Raw genomic sequence first — 20,582 nt, 5'->3', positions numbered from 1 at the left:
CAAGGAATCGACGGCGATCACTCGCCGTAGACGTCGAAGTCGAAATACTTGTCCTGGATCTTCTTGTAGGTGCCGTCGGCACGGATCGCGGCAATCGCGGCGTTTAACTTGTCCTTAAGGGCGGTGTCACCCTTGCGGAGGCCAATGCCGGCGCCGACGCCGTTGATTTCCGGATCGACCTTCAGCGTGCCGAGCATCTTGCAGCAATTGCCGGCATCGGACTTGACCCATTCGGAGAGAACCACGACGTCGTCGATGACAGCGTCGATACGGCCGTTAGCGAGGTCGAGCTTATATTCATCCGGCGACGGATAGAGCTTCAGCTCGGCATCCTTCAGATGCGCGGTGGCGTAGTTTGCGTGCGTGGTCGAGGACTGCGCGCCGATGGTCTTGCCCTTCAGGGCCGCATCGGTTGCTTCGGTTATGGTCGAATCCTTCGGCACGGCGATGGCCGGCGGCGTATTGTAGTATTTGTTGGTGAAGTCGATGGTCTTTTGACGCTCCGGCGTGATCGACATGGACGATACGATGGCGTCGAACTTCTTGGCCTGCAGAGCCGGAATGATGCCGTCGAAATCCTGGTTCACGAAGGTGCACTTGACCTTCATCTGATCGCAAAGCGCATTGGCTATATCGATGTCGAAGCCGACGAATTTGCCGGCGGCGTCGAGCGATTCGAACGGCGGATAGGTTGCGTCGGTGCCGATGACGATCGAATCGCCGTCAGCAAGCGCTGCCCCGGCGAAAAGCGACATCGCGGCAAGCGATGCAGCGGCGAAAAGACGAGTGGAGATGCGCATTTTGATCCTCTCTGTTGGCGACCGGCGGCTATTTTTCTTCATTGGCGGCCGGCCAGAATGGAGCGGGTGCGTGGCCCGCCTGCCTTCGATAATCGTACTTTTTTTTCGCAAATTGCAACTGGAATTACGAAGCCGGTTTGCATCGCACACACTATCTCCAAAGCGCTTGCGCGATCCCGCAGAGCTGAACGGAAGCCTTCCGGCGCGTTCAGGCGCGGTTAATTTTCCGTATCTAATTCTTTGGAACATATCACCGTTTGCCGCGATTCAGCCCTATGGACACCGAAAATCGGCCGGGATCATGGGGCATCTGTTCCGCGGGCTGAGATCCGCACCTTGGCGGATAATGATAAGAAAAGGAGATCCCAACTATGGGAAAGCGATCCAGACTATTTGCCAGTGCAGCATTTCCACTGCTGTCTCTATCACTGGCATTTGAGCCGGCTGCCGCCACAGCGCTGCGCGACCAAGCCATCGCACCGTTGAGCAATGCTGCCGCCGGATCGGTCGCCGTCAACGGCAATGCAAGTTTCGAGGTTGCCCAGGAGCAGCCGGCTCCGGACGGGCAGTCCGAAGAGGAGCTGAAAAAGCGCAAGAAGCCGGGCGGTGCAGAGCAGGGCGAGCCGCAGGGCCAGAAGCATGAGGCCGCACCAGCACAGCAGGGCGGAGCCGAGCCACAGCGCAAGATGAAGGAAGCCCAGCCCGAAGGGCAGCCTGAACAGCAAAAGCCCGCCAAGCAGCAGCAGGAAACACAGCAGCCCAAGGCGCTGCAGCCGCAGGCGGTACCGGAAACCCAGCAGGCTCAGCCGGAGCAAAAGAAGCACAAGCAGAATGCGGAGCAACAGCCAGCGGCGCAGCCGGAAGTAGCGCCGCAGCCGAAAGCGGCCCAGCAACAGGCTGCCCCTGAAACGCAACCGCAAGGCCAGCCCGAACTCAAGAAACGTCAGAAGAAGCAAGATCAATCGGCTGAACCGGCACAGCAGCCAGCCGAACAGAAGGCCGCGCCCGCGCAGCAACAGGCGCCGGCTGCACAGCCGACTCAGAGCGGACAGGCCCAGCCGGAAACCCCCGCCCAGCCTGAGAAGAAGAAGCATCAGAAGCTGCAGGGCCAATCGGCTGAACCGGCGCAGCAACCGGCGGAACAGAAGGTAGCCCCAGCTCAGCAACCAGCAGAACAGAAGGTAGCACCGGCCCTGCAACAGGCTCCCGCCACAGAGCAGGCCCAACCGAAGACCCAGGTTCAGCCTGGAAATCAGGTCGAGCCCGGCACGCAGCAGGGCCAGAAGCCGGCGACCGGCAAACTGCCGCAGACTGAGCAGGGCGCGCAACAGCCTGCAGCCACTCCCGAACAAAAGCCAGTTCAGAAGAACCTGGGACAGCAGGCTCAGCCGCAGAACGAGGTAGCTCCGCAGGTCGGCAAACAGCAGCAGCCGAATGTCGAAACCGGTGCTCCCGCTCAGGGTAACGCCGTGCAGGCGCCTGCCAATGGTGCCGTGCAGCAGGGCGCCCAGACAGCGGCCCCCGCCGCTGGAGGTGAGCAGGTTTCGCCGCAGGAACTGGAGCGTCGCAAGAAGATCGCTGCAAATCCTGCAGCCAGCAACGAGACGGTTATTCTGCCGGTGCAGAATGGCGCTGCCGTGCTGGATAGCGACAAGGATGCGGCGCGGCGCGGCTTCCGTCAGGGTGGCCAAGCTGCCGGCGGGCAGGCTCAGACTGGTGCCGGTCAGGCCCAGACTGGACAATCGCAGAGCGCCCCAGTGCAACAGCCGCAGGCCTATGCCAAGGCGCCGACATCGGATGCCGAAGCTCAACGGGCGCTCGCTGGCCAGCAGCAGCAACAGCCTGTGAGGATCGAAGCCATAACCAGCGAGCAGGGGCGGCGCCTCGACCGCCGGCCGGATTTCGCGTCGCCGGAAGGCGTTGCACTCCAGCCGAACGGCAATCAGGGCGGCCGCGTCATCCTGAATATCGACAATACCTACGTCGTTCGTCACGATGATAGCGCGCGCTTCATCCGTGAGGGTGAACGTCCGATCTATGAGCAGCTTCCGCGCGACCGTTACCGCGAAACGATCGATCAGCCGGATGGCGATCGCATTATTACCGTGCGCAATCGCTATGGCGACGTCATTCAGCGCTCGCGCATCGACGCTCGCGGCCGTGAATACGTGCTGTTCTACTCCCCGGAACTGGAGGATCAGCCGGACCGCGACGACTACTTCCGCGATCCGGGCGACGAGTTGCCGCCGATGCGCCTGCGCATTCCGTTGAACCAGTACATCATCGACACGGGCACGGACCGCGAGGCGGATTATTACGACTTCCTGCGCGAACCACCGGTCGAGCCGGTCGAGCGGGTCTATTCGCTGAACGAAGTGCGTTATTCCGCCCGTATTCGCGATAAGGTGCGTCGCATCGACCTCGATACGATCACCTTCGCGACCGGTAGCGCGGAAATCCCGATGTCGCAGGCGAGTACGCTGCGCGGCGTTGCCGACGCCATGGGCAAGATCGTCAAGAAGGACCCGACCGAGACCTTCATGATCGAAGGCCATACGGATGCCGTCGGCACTCCGGAAAGCAATCTGGTCCTTTCCGATCAGCGTGCCGAATCCGTCGCCAAGGTCCTTAGCGACGTCTATGGCATTCCGCCGGAAAACCTGGTGACCCAGGGTTACGGCGAGCAATATCTCAAGGTGAATACGCAGGGGCCCGAGCAGGAAAACCGTCGCGTTACCATCCGCCGTGTCACGGCGCTGGTGCGTCCGGTCGCTTCAACCCAGTAAGCTTTTCCTGTCTCAAACGCGTAAGGCCGTCGGGAAACCGGCGGCCTTATTCTTTTGCCAGTTCGCCGAGGCCAACCGTCGCAGCGATGAAATCGGCGATCGCCAGGGTATCGTCGAGATCGAAGACGGTCAGTGCGCCGGCATCCTCCACCGGATGGTCGGTGGCTATGGCGACGATATGCGGGTCTTGCGGCGCCAAGGGCACGCGGTTGGCCGCCTCGAGGCGACGAGCTTCGATCTTGGGGATCGGCTCGCGCTTGTAGCCTTCGATCAAGACGAGGTCGCAAGGGGCAAGCCGCGCCAGGATTTCCTCGAAGCTCGGCTCCGGCTCGCCGCGTAGTTCGTGCATGATGGCATAGCGCGTGCCGGAAACGATGGTGACTTCATGCGCTCCAGCTTCGCGATGGCGAAAGCTGTCGGCGCCCACCTTGTCGATGTCGAAGTCATGGTGGGCATGTTTGATGGTCGAAATCTTGTAGCCGCGGCGGGTGAATTCGGTGACAAGCCGCACCGCAAGGCCGGTCTTGCCGGAGTTCTTCCAGCCGGCGATGCCGAAGATTTTGGGTCGCTTGGTTGTCATGATGTCTGCTCCAATGCCGCGAGCCATGTTTCTGCGGCGATCAGGTCGTCCGGCGTGTTGACGTTGAAGAAGGGATCGAGGGGACCGATCGGTGTCTGGATCATGGCGAAGTCGACCTTTCGGACGCTATGGCGTGCGAGATAATCCCTGACGCGTCGCTTGTCATCCTTGACAAGCCAGGTCGCGAGATCGTCGGCAAGCGAGACGGGCCACAGGCCGAACACCGGATGGTCGCGACCCAGCGATGCGGCTATTGCGATTTCCTCTCGGCCTTCGATCGCTTCGGCTAGCCGAGCGATCAGATCGATTGGAAAAAACGGGCTGTCGATCGGCGCCGTAGCGATATGCGACGCGTTCGGGTGCCTCATCACCGCATCACGCATGGCGGTGTGCACGCCCGCCAGCGGGCCGAGCTTGCCGGGGATGGTGTCGGGAACCAACGGCAGCCCTTCCGTATCCGACCAATCGGCATCGGCATTCAACGCAACCGGCTTTCGCTGCTGCTGTCCGATGCGAGCGGCTATACGCGTCAGAAGAGTTTCGCCGCCGAGAAGGGCAAGCGCCTTGTTCGCACCCATGCGGCTGGAGCGACCGCCGGCGAGCAGATAGGGCGGGATATCGGCGGGATCGGTGATATAGCCGGGCATGCTGGCGGACCTCAGGCGGGCACACGCGGCTCGGATTCCTGGGCGACGCGCTCGACCGCTTGCCGTTTGCTCTCCCGGTAGAATGTATAGAGACCGGAGGCGATGACAATGGCGGAGCCGATCATGGTCCAGGCATCCGGCATCTCACTGAAGAACAGCAAGCCAAGCAATGCCGACCAGATGAGGCTTAGATAGCGGAACGGTGCGACGAAGGAGATCTCGCCCGTGCGCATCGCCTGGATCACCGATTGATAGCCAACGAGCACCAGGATCGATGCGAGCAGGATGTGTGAGAACGGAGTGAAAGTGATGGGCTGCCAGCCGCCGAGCGGAGCAATCGACAGGGCGCCGAAGATGGAAATCGAGACAGCGGTACAGACCGTCACCATCAGCGACGGCACATCCTTGCTGACACAACGCGTCGCCAGATCGCGGGCGGCTGTGGCGAACATACTGGCGACCACGAGCAGGGCAGCCGTCGTGAAGCCATCGGGGCCGGGGCGGATGATGATGAGCACGCCGACAAAGCCGACGACGATCGCCGTCCAACGCCGCCAGCCGACCGGTTCCTTCAGGAACAGGGCTGCGCCGAGGGTAACGGCGAGCGGCAATGCCTGCAGGATGGCGGAGGCATTGGCAATCGGCATCATGCCGAGCGCGGTGATATAGGTTGCTGCCGCAATTCCTTCGCAGACGACGCGCAGCGCGATCATCGGCTGCAGAATGACTTTCCATGAGCGCAGGGCTCCCATATTCCAGGCGAGCAGAAAGACGAAGATGCTGGTAAAAAGCCCGCGGAGAAACATGATCTCTCCTGCGTTCATGACCGCGATGACTGATTTGGAAAGTGCGTCGCTGCAGGAAAAGCCGGCCATAGCTGCGGCCATGTAGAGCGCGCCCTGCGTATTCTTCGTCCGCGGCATAAAGCGATTCCCTGGATATATCAGCTCGCTCTACTGCGGTTTTCCGCAAATTGGAATCATTGCCGGTGTAGTCGTGATCAAATTCGATTGTGCGTCGCAATGAAAACGTGAGCTGATGGCGAGTGCAATCACGCCGAAATCGCAAAATCGGGACAGCACTGTCGATTTTTGGGAGATGTGCGATCTTTTACGTTCGCGATTAATCCTTATTCAATCTAATTTCCGGACGCTCGGCTCAGTTTTGCATGAGGCAGAAGCTCTACCGCAGCGCAGCAGGGAATGACGGTCCCGCCTTCGCCGGATACCAACGAATTTCATTGGGGCGTGGCATGTTCTTCATTGATCGTCTTCTGCAAAGCCGCCGGATCGTGACCAAGGTTCTTATCTTCGTCGTACCGCTGGTGGTGCTCATCGCCGGTATCGGCCTGGTTGGCTATCACACGGCCAATATTCTCAACGGCCATATGACCGTGACGCGGGCGACGATCGAAAATATCAGCGACTTCGAGAACTTGCAGGCTGCTTTGCAGGAGTTCACCACGTCGCCATCCGATGAAACGCGCAAGGCGCTTGCGGATAAGATCGATGCGCAGGCGGCCGGCGTCCAGCGTCTGAGCGGCCTGCTCAGCAATGATCAACGCGCCAAGATCTCCGCCGTCAGCGATCTGGCCGACAAGATGCGCAGTCAGACGGCCGCCCTTTGGAACATCAAGCAAAAGCAGGACAGCGATGTCGACGCGATCCAGAAGGCAGTGTCGGGGCTCGAAGCCAGCGGCAAGGCTGCCGGAAAGCAGATCGACATCATCCGCAAGGAGTTCGGCGACAAGGAAACCTTCGCCAAGGAACTGCTTTACGATGCCGCTGCCTTCAAGGGCCTGTCGGACAAGATGAGCAACCTGCGCATCCAGGTGCAGATGGCCGCGGATTCCAATGAGGAAATCTCCGATGCGCGTACCTATACGGATGCGATCCTCAAGCAGGTCGCCACGTCGAAAGCTCTTGTTTCCAAGCGTGGCGTCGCGTTGGTCAACGGCGCGGCCGATGCTGCCAATAAGCTTGACGCAGTCCTGAAGGGCGGCGACACCGCCGATCTGAAGGTCCAGGCCATGGGACCGATTCTGCAGAGCTTCGTGAAGATCGAAGGGGATATGACTCTGCAATCGGCCAAGAACAGCGATACTGCCGCCGATCGCTTCGTCAGCCTCGATAAGATCATCGACGGCCAGAAAGAATTGTTGGATCACGTCGACCAGGCGCTGGGCATCATCGATCGCCTGACGCTGCATACCGCACGGATGGAGAATGTGCGCGACGCTGCCTCGCGGGACGCCGTCGTTGCCGATTTGAAGGATCTGCAGGACGCCGGCGTGAAAATCTCGGCGCTGGGCCAGACCAATTCTACGATGCGCGATTTTTCTGCTCGTACTCAGCCTTTGATCGACAGCGTGACCAAGGGTTCGGCCGATCTGTTGCAGACTGCGTCCGACTGGAAAAAGACGCGCGTCGATTCCAACAGCTTGCTGGCGGATGCGATGACGTCGCTGCGCAGCTTCGTTGCGCAAGCGCAGGAGATCGGCAAGGAAGACAGCGAGCGCTCCGCCAATGTCTCCGTCATTGCCATGATCCTCGGTACGCTGCTTGCCATCGTCGGCGGTCTAATGCTGGTCGAAACGCTGCGTGGACCTCTGAAGCGGGTTACCGAAATCATGACGCGGCTTGCCAGCGGCGATCTGGAAGTGGCGATCGACGGCCGCAATCGCGGCGACGAGATCGGCGATATGGTGCGTTCCGTCACCGTCTTCCGCGACGCTGCCCTGGAAAATGTCCGACTGGAGCGGGAGGCCGAGAGCGCACGCGCTTTGTCGGCGGAGGATGCCGCACGCCGCGCCGCCGACCGCGCCCGCATCGAAGCCGAGCAGAAGCAGGCGCTGAATGCGCTGGCAGACGTTCTCTCCAAGCTTGCGGATGGCAATCTGGAAGAGAGCATGCGCGAAGACCTCTCCGCCGATTTCGTCGAAATGGCATTCACCTACAATCACGCTGTCGAAGCCCTGCGCGAGACGTTGACGGATGTCCGCTACACGGCCGAGGAGATCAAGGGCGGTACCGGCAATCTCGCCGCATCCGCCGACGATCTCGCACGCCGCACCGAGCAGCAGGCGGCGGCCCTCGAGGAAAGTTCGCGGGCACTCCACCGTCTGAGCGACGTCGTGCGTTCCACCGCCGACCGCGCTAAGCAGACGGCGGTCTCGGTCAACGAGACCCAGGCTTACGCAACGCAATCCGGCGAAGTCGTCGCCAAGGCCGTCGGCGCCATGAGTGAGATCAACCGCTCGTCGGAAAAGATCGTCACGATTATCGGCGTCATCGACGAAATCGCCTTCCAAACCAACCTGCTGGCGCTGAATGCCGGCGTCGAAGCCGCCCGCGCCGGCGAGGCCGGTCGAGGTTTTGCTGTCGTCGCGCAGGAAGTGCGCGAACTGGCGCAGCGCTGCGCCAACGCGGCAAAGGAGATCAAGGGCCTGATTTCGGCAAGCTCCTCGCAGGTGCAAAATGGCGTCCATCTGGTCGAGCAGACCGGTGCTGCGCTCGCCGAAATCATCGGGCATGTGACCGGCGTGCAGAAGCTCGTCGCCGACATTTCCGCGGCAACGGCCGAGCAGTCGACCGGGATCGAAGAAGTGACGCGAGCGGTCGGCGAAGTCGAGCTGATCACCCAAAGAAATGCGGCGATGGTGGAAGAAAACAACGCCGAGATTCATGGCCTGCGCCAACGCGTCGATATGCTCTCCGACAAGATCGACCGCTTCCGCACGGGCGATGGCGACGGGGCACATGAAGGCTATGGGTATCGCGCCGCCTGAGGCGTTACTTCAGAAAACAACAGCAACCAATAGAAACGCCGGACTTATCGCCCGGCGTTTTCTTGTCTTGGTATGGGAAGATCAGCCGCCGGTGACGCTCATATGGCGGGCGACAGCCGGTCTGTTGTGCGTGCGGTCGATGATAAAATCGTGACCCTTCGGCTTACGGGTGATCGCTTCGTCGATGGCGGCGTAGACGAGCGCGTCATCTTCGGTGGCGCGCAGCGCCGTGCGCAGGTCGGCGGCATCGTTCTGGCCGAGGCACATATAAAGCGTGCCGGTGCAGGTGAGGCGCACGCGGTTGCAGCTCTCACAGAAATTATGGGTCAGCGGCGTGATGAAGCCGAGGCGGCCACCGGTTTCGGCGACTTCGACATAACGGGCCGGACCGCCGGTCTTATATGGAATGTCGGTCAGCGTGAATTGTTGTTCGAGATCGGCGCGCAATTTGGAGAGCGGCAGGTACCGGTCAGTGCGATCTTCCTCGACCTCACCCATCGGCATCGTCTCGATGACGGTCAGGTCCATGCCGCGGCCATGGGCGAAGCGCAGCAGCTCGGGTATCTCCGCCTCGTTGAAATCCTTGAGCGCCACGGCATTGAGCTTGATCTTCAGGCCCGCCTTCTGCGCAGCGTCGATACCCTCCATCACCTTCGCGAAATCGCCCCAGCGAGTGATGGTGTGAAATTTGTCGGGATCGAGCGTGTCGAGCGAAACGTTGATGCGGCGCACGCCGCAATCATAGAGCTCCTCTGCATAGCGCGAGAGCTGCGACCCGTTTGTCGTCAGCGTGAGCTCCTCCAGGCCACCGTCTTGAACGCGTTTGCCGAGCTCGCGCACCAGAAACATGATGTTCTTGCGCACCAGCGGCTCGCCGCCGGTCAGGCGAATCTTACGGACGCCTTTAGCAATGAAGGCGGAACAGAGCCGGTTCAGCTCTTCCAGCGTCAGCAGATCTTTTTTCGGCAGGAAGGTCATGTTTTCCGCCATGCAATAGGTGCAGCGGAAATCGCAGCGGTCGGTCACGGAGACGCGCAGATAGGTGACCGCCCGCCCGAAAGGGTCGATCATCGGTGACGCATCCGCCACCAGCGGCGATCCGTTGCCTATCGTGCCGACAATGCTGTTCACGAAAACCTCCGTTGTCATGTTAATGTGTGCATAGGCGATTGTTGCGTCAAGGGAAATGCATTTTCAAATGCACTTGCGCGTTAACGACTGGCGGCCTACTTCTCCGGGTACGCATTGAAACGCATGGGAAAATCGATGAGCGACGTCTGGCCAACCGAACTGAGAGTGTCGAAGGACCGCCATCATCTGGTGGTGAGCTTCAATGACGGCGCAAGCTTCGATCTGTCTGCGGAAATGTTGCGCGTGCTGTCGCCATCGGCCGAAGTGCAGGGACATGGACCAGGGCAGAAGATCACCGTGCCAGGCAAACGCAATGTCGGGATCATGTCGATGACGCCGACCGGCAACTATGCCGTTCGCATCGGTTTTGACGACATGCACGATACCGGCATTTTTACCTGGGCCTATCTTCGCGAACTCGGCGAGAAAGGTTCCGAGCTTTTCGCCGCCTATGAGGCCGAACTAAAGGAAAAGGGCTTGAGCCGCGACGTGGCGGGCAAGCCGCACTAGCACTGTCAGCAGCAAGGGGACAGGCATGGCAGGTGGGGATACGGGAAGCTGGCTGCGCGCCAAGGGCAGCAAAAACGAAAGCAAGGTCTCTTTCGTCGAGCTGTTTTTCGATCTCGTCTTCGTCTTCTCGATCTCGCAGCTTTCGCACGCGCTCGCTAGTCATTTCACGCCCCTCGGCGCTCTCGAAGCCGGCATGCTGATTTTTGCCGTCTGGTGGGTATGGATATTCACCGCCTGGGTGACGAACTGGCTCGATCCCGATCGCATGCCGGTGCGCATCATGCTCTTCGTGCTAATGTTTGCCGGGCTGGTTCTCTCAGCGTCCATTCCGGATGCCTTTGCCGGGAAAGCCATTTTCTTCGCTGGCGCCTATGTGTTCATGCAAGTGGGCCGTTCGCTATTTACCGTCTATACCCTAAAAGACGTCAGCCCGGCCAATCATCGCAATTTCGTCCGCATCACCTGCTGGCTGATCGTGTCGGGGATCTTCTGGATTGCCGGCGCCCTGATGGAGGGTGAGACGCGGGTGTCGCTGTGGCTCGCTGCGCTGGCGATCGAATATGCAGCACCCGCCTTCGGTTTCGCCGTGCCCGGCCTTGGCAAGTCGACCGCGGCGGATTGGGATGTTTCCGGTGCGCATCTTGCCGAGCGCTGCGCGCTCTTCATCATTATCTGCCTCGGCGAGGCAATCCTGCAGGCGGGCAAGACATTTGCCGAACAGCCGCTTTCGCCGCTAATCGTTGCGGTATTCGTCACCGTCTTCGTCAGCACCGTCGCCATGTGGTGGATCTATTTCCAGTTCGGCCATGAACGTGCCGCCCATCGCATCGAGCAGGACGAGACGCCCGGCAGCCTAGCGCGACAGGCTTTCACCTATGCGCATATCCCGATTCTAGCGGGCATCATTCTGAGCGTCGTCGGCGACGAATTCTTGTTCTCCCATCCCCATGACCCGGCCGACATGCATATGGCGGCGGCGATCCTTGGTGGCCCGGCCGTGTTCCTTGTCGGCAATCTCTGGTTCAAGGGGGCGACGACCGGGCGGCCGCCGCTATCGCATTTCGTCGGCCTCGCCGGGCTGGCGCTGCTGGTTCTCGCGGTCTCCCAGGTCGATGTTTACCAGCTCGGCATCCTCGCCACGGCGGTCCTTATCGTCGTGGCAATATGGGAGTTCGCCTCGCTGAACCGCGCAGTGCCGTTGGCCCGCCCGCCGGGCAATCACTGATCGCCGATCGTTTCCAGAGGCTCGCGTTCTTCCTGCAGCAACAGGCTGACAATGCGTTCCATGTGAGCCGTCATGATTTCGCATTCGTCGAGTGGTGCGTCCGAGAGCATGCGGTCGATGAGGTCGGTCTGGATGGCCATGGCTTCTTCCGTCAAGCGTCGGCCTTCCGTGGTCAGATAAAGCCGCCACACGCGCTTGTCGTGTTTATCGCCGCGACGTTCGATTAGGCCGCGTTTTTCCATCTGCGGCAGGAGCATGCTCATGTTGGAGCGACCGACTAGCAGCTTGTGGGCCAATTCCTGCTGCGAGATGCCTTCGAAGCGGAAGAGATTGACGAGAATGTCGAGATGCGGCGGCTTGATGTCGAGATGCGCAAGTGCCCGGCCGAGCGATTGCTGCATGAGCTGGCAGGCGCGGGCGACGGCAATCCAGCTACGAAAACGCGGATGGTCCCAAGGTAGGGATTGATTTTTGTTCATCGTTGTACTTTATTGTTCATGATTGAACATTATTGGATTCCCACTATGCCATCCTTTGCGCTTAAGGTCACCCGGCTAGGATTGTCCAGCCTTGGCAGGATTTCGCCGCAGCTTGCCGGCAAAGCCGCCTTCAAGCTTTTCTGTCTGACACCGTCGCGCCGGCCGCAGGGCGCCAAGGCGGAGGCTGCGCATTCACAGGGCAGGGCGCGTCTGAATTCTGCCGACCAGATCATGCTGTCTTTTCGCGGCGGACGGGCGATGGCCTATCGCTTGAACGGCGGGGCCAAGGGCCAGCGGAAACGCTTTCTTGTCGTCCATGGCTGGGGCTCGAGTAGCGAATACATGTCGGAGCTCGCCGTCTTCCTCGCAAATGCGGGTGCCGAAGTGATCTCGCTCGACCTGCCGGGCCATGGCCGCTCGCCGGGGCGCTTCCTCAATGTGCGCCTTGCGGTTTCGGCCATCGTGGCTGCGGCGGAGCGCTTCGGCGCTTTCGACGCGACCATCGGCCATTCGTTCGGCGGTGCTTCTGTTGCCCTGGCGGCGGCGGGCTTTCTGCCGGGCATAGAGCCGATTCTGACAGATAGCCTGGTGCTGATCGGCGCGCCGAGCGCAATGGGCTGGCTGTTCACGGATTTCGGCAGGATGGTGCAGCTTGATCCTAAGGCGCAGGCAGCACTCGAGGCGGAGGTCGGTCATGTCACTGGCAGGGCGCTCGATGAGTATGTTGCCGAACACAGCGTTCGCGATCTGGGTAGACCGGTATTGGTCATCCACGCCGAGGATGACAAGGAAGTCAGCGCCGATCATGCCCGCGCCTACGCCAGCGCCGGCGATCATGTTCGCCTCCTCTGGGCCAACGGCTTCGGCCATCGCCGTATCGTCAGCGCCGCTCCCGTGCTGGAGGCGATCGGCGAATTCCTGGCGGAAGCGCCGGCATCTGCTGAAGAAAATGCATTCGAAAGCGACGGCGAAACGGTTATATCCTTTCTTCGGACGTCGGTGCGGCGTGTGTCATAGCAACGTCACGCCTTGCGTCTAACCCGCCAGTATCTGGATCAAAAAGACGTGAGGCAACATGCGGATCATCACTTCCGTTGAAGAACTGAATGAGCTTTATGGCGGCACGAGCGAGGCATCGATCGCCAAAGTGACGACTGCGCTGACGCCGCTCTATCGCCGGATGATCGAGGCATCGCCCTTCATGGCGCTGGCGACGGTCGGCCCGGAGGGGCTGGATTGCTCACCGCGCGGTGACTTGGGCGGCGTCGTGCGCGTGCAGGACGACAAGACGCTGCTGCTTCCCGACTGGCGCGGCAACAATCGTGTCGATTCGCTGGCCAATATCGTCAGGGATCCCCGCATTGCACTGATGTTTCTGATTCCCGGTTCAAACACCACGATGCGCCTTAACGGTCGTGCGGTGGTCTCCATCGAGGAAAGCTTGCTCGCGAGTTTCGAGATGGAGGGCAAGCATCCGCGCAGCGTCGTGGTGATCACCATCGACGAGGTCTATTTTCAATGCGCGCGGGCCGTGATGCGTGCCGAACTCTGGAAGACGGAGACATTCGTCGATCCGGCAAGCCTGCCGACGCCCGGCATGCTACTGAAGGCGGCGAAGGGCGATTTCGATCAGGAGACCTATGACCGCGAATGGCCGGCGCGAGCCGCCAAGAGCATGTGGTAACAAAAAATCCGCCGGCGCGCTTGGGGAAGCAGCACCGGCGGATAAGACTTTAACTCTGGTCCGATTCTAACTTTTGTAGATGAGCCAGCTCTTCGAGAAGTCTTTCTGCATGCCTTCCTGATAAATATAGCTGGAGTTGCGGCCGCCATTCTTGGCGCAATAGAGCGCAATATCGGCCTTGCTATAGAGTTCGCCGGGATCTCCGGCTTCCGAGGCCATGCAGATGCCGAGCGAGAGGGTGATCGGCCCGTAATTCACTCCTGTGCGGGAGTTCTTGAACGGCGTCGTCTCCAGTGCACGGCGGATACGCTCGCAGACCGCCATAACCTCTTCCGACGTATTGCCTTCCAGGATCAGCGCGAATTCCTCGCCGCCGGTGCGGGCGACGAAGGCGTCGCGACGGACATTGGCGCGGATGAGGGAGGCGACGGTTGCGAGGATCTTGTCGCCGACCGGATGGCCGTATGTGTCGTTGACCTTCTTGAAGTAATCGATATCGGCCAGCACCAGCGCCGTTACGGGCCGGGCCATCTGATTGTCAAAGATGGTGGCCAGGCGATCATCGAAGGCGCGGCGATTGGAGAGGCGCGTCAGAGAGTCGGTATTGGCAATGCGCTTGTATTCGTCCAGTTCCTTGCGCACCTGGTCCATTTCCTGGCTGCGCTGCGCAACATTCTCGACGGTCTTTTCGCCGTGCGCCATCGTGTCGCCGGTCGCTTCCGCCAGGATGTCGATGGCGCTGCGCAGCAGATCGACGCTATTGTTGTTCTTGGACGTGATGCGTTGGCAGGTCTCGCCGAGCAATCGATTGTAGCTTTCAAGCGACGTCTGTTCCTGTCGCAGCGTGCGCAACACGGCATCGAGTTCCGAGATCAGGCGGGCATGGGCGTCATCGAAAACGCGGCCGGCATGGTGGGAGAAATGCTGGGCGCCCAGTGCATCCAATTCTTCTTGCGTGGCGTTGCTGCCGAGTGCGGCAAGCTCGCGAGTCAAGGCAGGATTGGAACCAATATAGGCTTCGTAGAAAAGTTCGTAGTTGCGCGGGATCGGCGCGACCCCCATGGATCGCATGGCATAGGTAATCTGTCCTGCCACGTCGGGAACTTGCGCCTTGGGCGCAACCACCGTACTCATCGGCGAACTCCATTAAATGATTTCATGAAAGCACTATTTTTAGTTAGCCTAAGAATCTTTGAAAAAGATTAAGGCAATGAACGTAAAATCTTATAAGTTCGGACTTGGGTTTAGTTTTATTATAACGTGGAAATACTTACCAGGAAGGCACCGAGACGGTGCCTTCCTTCTTGTCTGACTATTGACAAAGTTCAGCCGAGGTTGAGTTCCTGGAAGAAATCGTTCCCCTTGTTGTCGATGACGATGAAAGCCGGGAAATCTTCGACTTCGATCTTCCAGACTGCTTCCATACCAAGTTCGGGATATTCCAGCACATCGACTTTCTTGATGCAGTCCTGAGCGAGGCGGGCGGCCGGACCGCCGATCGAGCCGAGATAGAAACCACCATGCGACTCGCAGGCCTCTCGCACGGCGCGCGAGCGGTTCCCCTTGGCGAGCATCACCATGGAGCCGCCGAAGGACTGGAACTGGTCGACATAGCTGTCCATACGTCCGGCCGTCGTCGGGCCGAAGGAACCGGAGGCGTAGCCGGCAGGCGTCTTGGCCGGGCCGGCATAATAAACCGGATGATTCTTGAGGTAATCCGGCATGCCCAGGCCCTTTTCCAGGCGCTCGCGGATTTTTGCGTGCGCCAGGTCGCGGGCGACGATGATAGTGCCGGTCAGCGACAGCCGGGTCTTGACCGGATGCCGCGACAATTCCGCCAGGATCTCGGCCATCGGCCGGTTGAGATCGATGCGGACCATCGATTCGGAAAGCTTGGCCTCGTCGATTTCAGGCATGTATTTCGACGGATCGGTTTCGAGCTGCTCGATGAAGATGCCGTCGCGGGTGATCTTGCCCTTGGCCTGACGATCGGCGGAACAGGAGACGCCGAGGCCGATCGGCAGCGAAGCGCCGTGGCGGGGCAGGCGGATGACGCGGACGTCGTGGCAGAAATATTTGCCGCCGAACTGCGCGCCGACGCCGAGGCTCTGCGTCAGCTTGTGAATTTCCTTTTCCATTTCGATATCCCGGAAGGCATGTCCGCTTTCGGAGCCCTCCGTGGGAAGACAGTCGAGATAGCGCGTCGAGGCCAGCTTGACCGTCTTCAGGTTCATCTCGGCCGAAGTGCCGCCGATGACGATCGCCAGATGGTAGGGAGGGCAGGCGGCCGTGCCGAGCGTCAGGATCTTCTCCTTGAGGAAATCCAGCATGCGGTCATGGGTGAGCAGCGACGGCGTGCCCTGATAGAGGAAGGTCTTGTTGGCCGAGCCGCCGCCCTTAGCGACGAAGAGGAATTCGTAGGTGTCGGTGCCTTCCTCATAGATGTCGATCTGGGCCGGCAGATTGTTCTTGGTGTTCTTTTCCTCGAACATCTTGATGGGCGCGAGCTGCGAATAGCGCAGATTCTTCTTCTCGTAGGCATCGAGCACGCCTTTTGCCAGAGCCGCGCTGTCGCCGCCTTCGGTCCAGACGCGACGGCCTTTCTTGCCCATGATGATCGCTGTGCCGGTGTCCTGGCACATGGGCAGCACGCCGCCGGCGGCGATATTGGCGTTCTTCAGCAGGTCATAGGCAACGAAACGGTCGTTGTCGGTCGCTTCCGGATCTTCGAGGATGGAGGCGAGCTGCTGCAGGTGGCCGGGACGCAGCAGGTGGTTGATATCGGCAAAGGCGGTTTCGGCGAGCAGCCGGATACCCTCGGGATCGACGGTCAGGATGTCCTGGCCCTTGAACGTATCGACGGAAACATAGTCACCGGAAATCTTGCGATAGGGAGTGGCGTCGTCGCCGAGGGGAAAGAGATCGTCAGCCATGCGTGGACCTTTCAATGCCTTGATGTGGCGGAAGAGACGTTTGCGAACGGTCTAAATCCGGCAAGGTCCAAATGCAATTGGCTGGATGTTGCGACTGAATTTCAAAATGGTGAGTTTGTCGACGGGAGATGCGCGGGTCGGGTGGGTCTTCCGATGCTGAAATTTTGTGCCCGGCCCCTCACTCTAGCCCTCGCCACGCATGGGCAGGGAGAGGGTTGGGGTGAGTAGCCAGGCAGGCTATTGCGTCATCGGTGGACGTGCCTGACGTTCACCGAACGAGGGACTCACTTCGGCCCAATCATCGTCTCCGGCCGGACGATCGCATCGTAATCTTCCGCCGAAACCAGCCCGCTCGCCAAAGCCTCTTCCTTCAACGTCGTGCCGTTCTTATGCGCTGTCTTAGCGATCTTGGCGGCATTGTCGTAGCCGATCTTCGGGGCAAGTGCGGTCACCAGCATGAGCGAACGTTCGAGGCCAGCCCTGATATTCTCCTCGCGCGCCTCGATGCCGACGACGCAATTGTCGGTGAAGGAGACGGCGGCATCGCCGAGCAACTGCACCGACTGCAGGAAATTGTAGGCCATCATCGGATTGTAGACGTTGAGCTCGAAATGACCCTGGCTGTCGGCAAAGGTCAGCGCGGCATTGTTGCCGAAAATGTGGGCGCAGACCTGCGTCAGGGCTTCGCATTGCGTTGGATTGACTTTGCCCGGCATGATCGACGAGCCCGGCTCGTTTTCCGGCAGCGCCAATTCGCCGAGGCCGGAGCGGGGGCCGGAGCCGAGCAGGCGGATATCGTTGGCGATCTTGAAGAGAGCGGCAGCGGCGGCATTGATGGCACCATGGCTGAAGACCATCGAGTCATGGGCGGCCAGCGCTTCGAACTTGTTTGGAGCGGTAACGAAGGGCAGGGCGGTGATTTTGGCGATCTCGTCGGCGACCTTTTCGGCAAAACCGATCGGCGCATTCAGGCCGGTGCCAACCGCGGTGCCGCCTTGGGCGAGTTCGCAAAGGCCGGGCAAGGTCAGCTCGATCCGCTTGATCGAGGAGGCGACCTGTGCGGCATAGCCGGAAAACTCCTGGCCAAGCGTCAGCGGCGTGGCATCCTGCGTGTGGGTGCGGCCGATCTTGATGATGTGGGCGAAGTCGGCGACTTTCTTTTCCAATGCCGCATGCAGATGTTTGAGGCTTGGCAGCAGATGATGAACGATCTGCTCGGCGCAGGCGATATGCATCGCCGTCGGATAGGTGTCGTTCGACGACTGGCTCATATTGACGTGATCGTTCGGATGCACCGGCTTCTTGGAGCCCATGACGCCGCCCAGCATTTCGATCGCGCGGTTCGAGATCACCTCATTGGCATTCATATTCGACTGCGTGCCGGAGCCGGTTTGCCAGACCACCAGCGGGAAATGCTCGTTGAGCTTGCCGTCGATCACTTCCTGGGCGGCCTCGACGATCGCTTTGCCGAGAGCGGGATCCAACTGGCCAAGCTCCATGTTGGCCCGTGCAGCGGCCTGCTTGACGATGCCGAGGGCACGTACGATCGACAGCGGCTGCTTCTCCCAACCGATCTTGAAGTTGCCGAGCGAGCGCTGCGCCTGCGCGCCCCAATAGCGGTCGCTAGCCACTTCGATCGGGCCAAAAGTATCGGTTTCAGTGCGGGTGGAGGTCATTATCCCTGGTCCTGCTTTTCCGTTGAAAAGGATAGTTGTCATATAGGTCCGAATGGTGCCCAAGAAAACAGAGAAGGGGGATTTCATGATAGTCTTCGTCATGTTTTCGACACGATAAGGAAAGCCGTGTTCTTTTTAACACGCTCGATAGATATTCTTCGTGGCGTCCTTATTGCCACTCAAAAACCACGCGAAAATTCAATAAAAAATTAACTAATAATTTCATAATTTTGTGTGAACTAAATCGCGAAGCCTGCTTTCGCTTTTTCACACAAAGTTGAGGCATTGAACGAAAGACGGGGTCTGGCCGTTTTCATTCTAATGGTTAAACGGTGTTTGGAACATCGCGGCCGAGTTGATTGGAAAACAGCACCGTCTGTCTCGAAGATACCGCTTGATACGGGGACTGATTAGAGAATGAAACTTGTCATGAAAGCCGCAGCATCCGTTCTGGCTCTTTCCTGCTGCCTCTCCGCCGCCGGCGCGACATCCGCGAACGCGATGACCCTCATGGATTTCATTCGCGGCGGGCAGGGGCGTCAGCAGAGCACTCAAGTTTCCGCCCCGGTCACTGCCAATCCGGCACAGACTGGTATTGGCGCTACCGCGCCAACACAGGCAAAAGAGCCGCTGCCCAGCGTCAGTGCGCCTAAATATTATACCTACAAGCCCGAGGCTATGCGCCTCGTGGCATCCAACCGTTTTGCCGATCCGGTGGTGACGGGGGCGGTCGCTGATGCGTCTTCGACGCCGGTCGCTGTCGACACCAGCGCTTCGCAGCGTCGCTATCTGACCGAAGCTCGCGTGATGGCGACGAATGATGTCGCGAAGGCGCTCGAGGCCTACTACGCCGATCAGAGCAAGCCGCTCCTTTGGGTTGCCGACAATGTCATCAACGACAAGGCCAAGGCTGCCATGGCGGTTCTGGCCGACGCGGGTTCCGTTGGCCTCGACCCTGCCGATTATGCCGTGCAGGCGCCGAGCTTCGATCCGGCAAGCGTCGACCCGACAATGCGGGACCGCGCGTTGATGCAATTCGAGCTTGCACTTTCCGGCAAGGTGCTGATGTTCGTTCAGGATACGATCCGTGGCCGTCTCGACCCGAACAAGATCTCCGGTTACCACGATTTCAAGCGCAAGGACGTCAACCTGACGCCGGTTCTCGGCCTGCTGCGCGCAAGCCCGGATGTTGCCGCCTATCTCAACAGCCGCAGCCCCTCGAACCAGGAGTTCTCGGAGCTGAAGGCTGAGCTTGCCAAGCTTCGCGCAGAAAGCGGCAACGACAGCACGCACATCTCCATCTCGCTGAACGGCACCCTAAAGCCGGGCGGCAGCTCGCCGGAGATGGCAAACATCGTCAAGGCTATCCAGCATCGCGGCTCGGATGCGCTGAAGGTCAAGAACGCCGTGACGCTTGCTGCCTACAAGGGCACGCCGGACTATACGCCAGAGCTCGTCTCGTTGGTCGAAGACTTCCAGAAGGAAAAAGGCCTGACGGCAGACGGCGTCATCGGCCAGTCTTCCGTTCGCGCCATGGTCGGTGAAAACAACGATACGAAGGTCCAGAAGCTGGTCATCGCCATGGAGCAGTTGCGCTGGCTGCCGAGTGAACTTGGCCCGCGCTACGTCTTCATCAACCAGCCGGCCTTCATGGTCTACTACCACAATAACAACCATGAACAACTGTCGATGCGCGTCGTCGTCGGCGGTAAGGAACATCAGACCTTCTTCTTTGAGGATCAGGTCCAGACGGTCGAGTTCAATCCGTTCTGGGGCGTTCCGCAGTCGATTATCATCAACGAAATGCTGCCGAAGCTGCGCGCCGATCCGAACTATCTCGACCGCATGGGCTACCAGGTTGAAGTCGGTGGCCATGCCGTCGCGTCATCCAGCGTCGATTGGTACGGTTCGACACAGAATGTCTCCGTGCGCCAGCCGCCGAGCAGCGACAATGCGCTGGGCGAATTGAAGATCCTCTTCCCGAATTCGCATGCGATCTACATGCATGACACGCCGCAAAAAAGCTTCTTCAAGAAGGATATGCGTGCGCTCAGCCACGGCTGCGTCCGCCTCGCCGATCCGCGCGCCATGGCCGCTGCCGTGCTGAACACGACGGTGGACGACATCGCAAAGCAGATCGCCACCGGCCAGAACAAGGCGGTACCCGTGCCGCAGAAGTTCCCGATCTATATCGCCTACTTCACCGCCTGGCCGAACAAGGACGGCGTCGTGCAGTATTTCAACGATGTCTACGATCGCGATGCGGCAACACAGAAGGCGCTCGACGCGACCACGAAGGCGCGCACCGCACAGATCTGATTGCAGGCTCGTGTTTGAAAAAGAA

Annotated in this window: 16 protein-coding genes; 7 read left to right on the top strand and 9 right to left on the bottom strand. The window is 59.9% G+C overall.

Annotated elements, in window-relative coordinates; genetic code table 11:
• Positions 1 to 17: 17 nt before the first annotated feature.
• A complete protein-coding gene (locus QA648_RS07970) occupies positions 18 to 800 on the bottom strand; it encodes an ABC transporter substrate-binding protein (protein ID WP_260303881.1) in 783 nt (260 codons plus the stop codon).
• Positions 801 to 1,171: 371 nt separating this feature from the next.
• Between QA648_RS07970 and QA648_RS07965 the strand changes: the two genes are divergently transcribed.
• Complete coding sequence (locus tag QA648_RS07965; RefSeq protein WP_283050684.1) at positions 1,172 to 3,586, top strand: OmpA family protein; 2,415 nt, start codon at positions 1,172 to 1,174, stop codon at positions 3,584 to 3,586.
• Positions 3,587 to 3,632: 46 nt separating this feature from the next.
• Here QA648_RS07965 and mobB read toward each other — a convergent pair whose 3' ends face one another.
• The 3 genes from mobB to QA648_RS07950 are packed head-to-tail and all read right to left on the bottom strand — an operon-like array spanning position 3,633 to position 5,736.
• Complete coding sequence (mobB, locus tag QA648_RS07960; protein WP_104823306.1) at positions 3,633 to 4,166, bottom strand: molybdopterin-guanine dinucleotide biosynthesis protein B; 534 nt, start codon at positions 4,164 to 4,166, stop codon at positions 3,633 to 3,635.
• Entirely contained in the window at positions 4,163 to 4,813 is a 651-nt protein-coding gene (mobA, locus tag QA648_RS07955; RefSeq protein ID WP_283050681.1) for a molybdenum cofactor guanylyltransferase MobA, read from the bottom strand. The genes mobB and mobA overlap by 4 nt, the downstream gene beginning before the upstream one ends.
• 11 nt (positions 4,814 to 4,824) lie before the next feature.
• Entirely contained in the window at positions 4,825 to 5,736 is a 912-nt protein-coding gene (locus QA648_RS07950; RefSeq protein ID WP_104823304.1) for a DMT family transporter, read from the bottom strand.
• A gap of 329 nt (positions 5,737 to 6,065) precedes the next feature.
• On the opposite strand from QA648_RS07950, the gene QA648_RS07945 reads away from it, so the two are divergent.
• Entirely contained in the window at positions 6,066 to 8,600 is a 2,535-nt protein-coding gene (locus QA648_RS07945) for a methyl-accepting chemotaxis protein (RefSeq protein ID WP_283050679.1), read from the top strand.
• 81 nt (positions 8,601 to 8,681) lie between these two features.
• Here QA648_RS07945 and moaA read toward each other — a convergent pair whose 3' ends face one another.
• Positions 8,682 to 9,731 (bottom strand): GTP 3',8-cyclase MoaA, encoded by a 1,050-nt coding sequence (moaA, locus tag QA648_RS07940; protein WP_283050678.1) that lies wholly within the window; start codon positions 9,729 to 9,731, stop codon positions 8,682 to 8,684.
• Positions 9,732 to 9,866: 135 nt separating this feature from the next.
• Here moaA and QA648_RS07935 point away from each other — a divergent pair, with 135 nt between their 5' ends.
• The gene (locus QA648_RS07935) at positions 9,867 to 10,241 is read left to right on the top strand and encodes a DUF971 domain-containing protein (protein ID WP_104823302.1); all 375 of its coding nucleotides are present in this window, start codon (positions 9,867 to 9,869) and stop codon (positions 10,239 to 10,241) included.
• A gap of 25 nt (positions 10,242 to 10,266) precedes the next feature.
• Positions 10,267 to 11,466, top strand: a complete 1,200-nt coding sequence (locus tag QA648_RS07930) for a low temperature requirement protein A (RefSeq protein ID WP_283050676.1) — start codon at positions 10,267 to 10,269, stop codon at positions 11,464 to 11,466.
• Here QA648_RS07930 and QA648_RS07925 read toward each other — a convergent pair.
• Positions 11,460 to 11,945 (bottom strand): MarR family winged helix-turn-helix transcriptional regulator, encoded by a 486-nt coding sequence (locus tag QA648_RS07925; RefSeq protein WP_283050675.1) that lies wholly within the window; start codon positions 11,943 to 11,945, stop codon positions 11,460 to 11,462. The two genes, QA648_RS07930 and QA648_RS07925, sit on opposite strands and share 7 nt — an antisense overlap.
• A 45-nt stretch (positions 11,946 to 11,990) precedes the next feature.
• Here QA648_RS07925 and QA648_RS07920 point away from each other — a divergent pair, with 45 nt between their 5' ends.
• Entirely contained in the window at positions 11,991 to 12,962 is a 972-nt protein-coding gene (locus QA648_RS07920; protein ID WP_283050673.1) for an alpha/beta fold hydrolase, read from the top strand.
• A 58-nt stretch (positions 12,963 to 13,020) separates the two neighbouring features.
• Complete coding sequence (locus tag QA648_RS07915; protein WP_283050671.1) at positions 13,021 to 13,629, top strand: pyridoxamine 5'-phosphate oxidase family protein; 609 nt, start codon at positions 13,021 to 13,023, stop codon at positions 13,627 to 13,629.
• Positions 13,630 to 13,695: 66 nt separating this feature from the next.
• On the opposite strand, the gene QA648_RS07910 is transcribed toward QA648_RS07915, so the two are convergent.
• The 3 genes from QA648_RS07910 to fumC form a co-directional block, all read right to left on the bottom strand.
• Positions 13,696 to 14,763, bottom strand: coding sequence for a GGDEF domain-containing protein (locus QA648_RS07910; RefSeq protein ID WP_104823297.1), 1,068 nt, complete (start codon positions 14,761 to 14,763; stop codon positions 13,696 to 13,698).
• Positions 14,764 to 14,954: 191 nt separating this feature from the next.
• Complete coding sequence (locus tag QA648_RS07905; RefSeq protein ID WP_283050669.1) at positions 14,955 to 16,562, bottom strand: fumarate hydratase; 1,608 nt, start codon at positions 16,560 to 16,562, stop codon at positions 14,955 to 14,957.
• A 284-nt stretch (positions 16,563 to 16,846) separates the two neighbouring features.
• Positions 16,847 to 18,238 (bottom strand): class II fumarate hydratase, encoded by a 1,392-nt coding sequence (gene fumC / locus QA648_RS07900; RefSeq protein ID WP_104823293.1) that lies wholly within the window; start codon positions 18,236 to 18,238, stop codon positions 16,847 to 16,849.
• A gap of 417 nt (positions 18,239 to 18,655) precedes the next feature.
• On the opposite strand from fumC, the gene QA648_RS07895 reads away from it, so the two are divergent.
• Positions 18,656 to 20,557 (top strand): L,D-transpeptidase family protein, encoded by a 1,902-nt coding sequence (locus tag QA648_RS07895; RefSeq protein WP_283050666.1) that lies wholly within the window; start codon positions 18,656 to 18,658, stop codon positions 20,555 to 20,557.
• Positions 20,558 to 20,582 lie beyond the last annotated feature (25 nt).

Source organism: Rhizobium sp. CB3171, assembly GCF_029714265.1.
Lineage (GTDB): Bacteria > Pseudomonadota > Alphaproteobacteria > Rhizobiales > Rhizobiaceae > Rhizobium.
The sequence above is the reverse complement of the archived record's forward strand: the minus strand, read 5'-3'. Positions and strand labels throughout refer to the sequence as shown.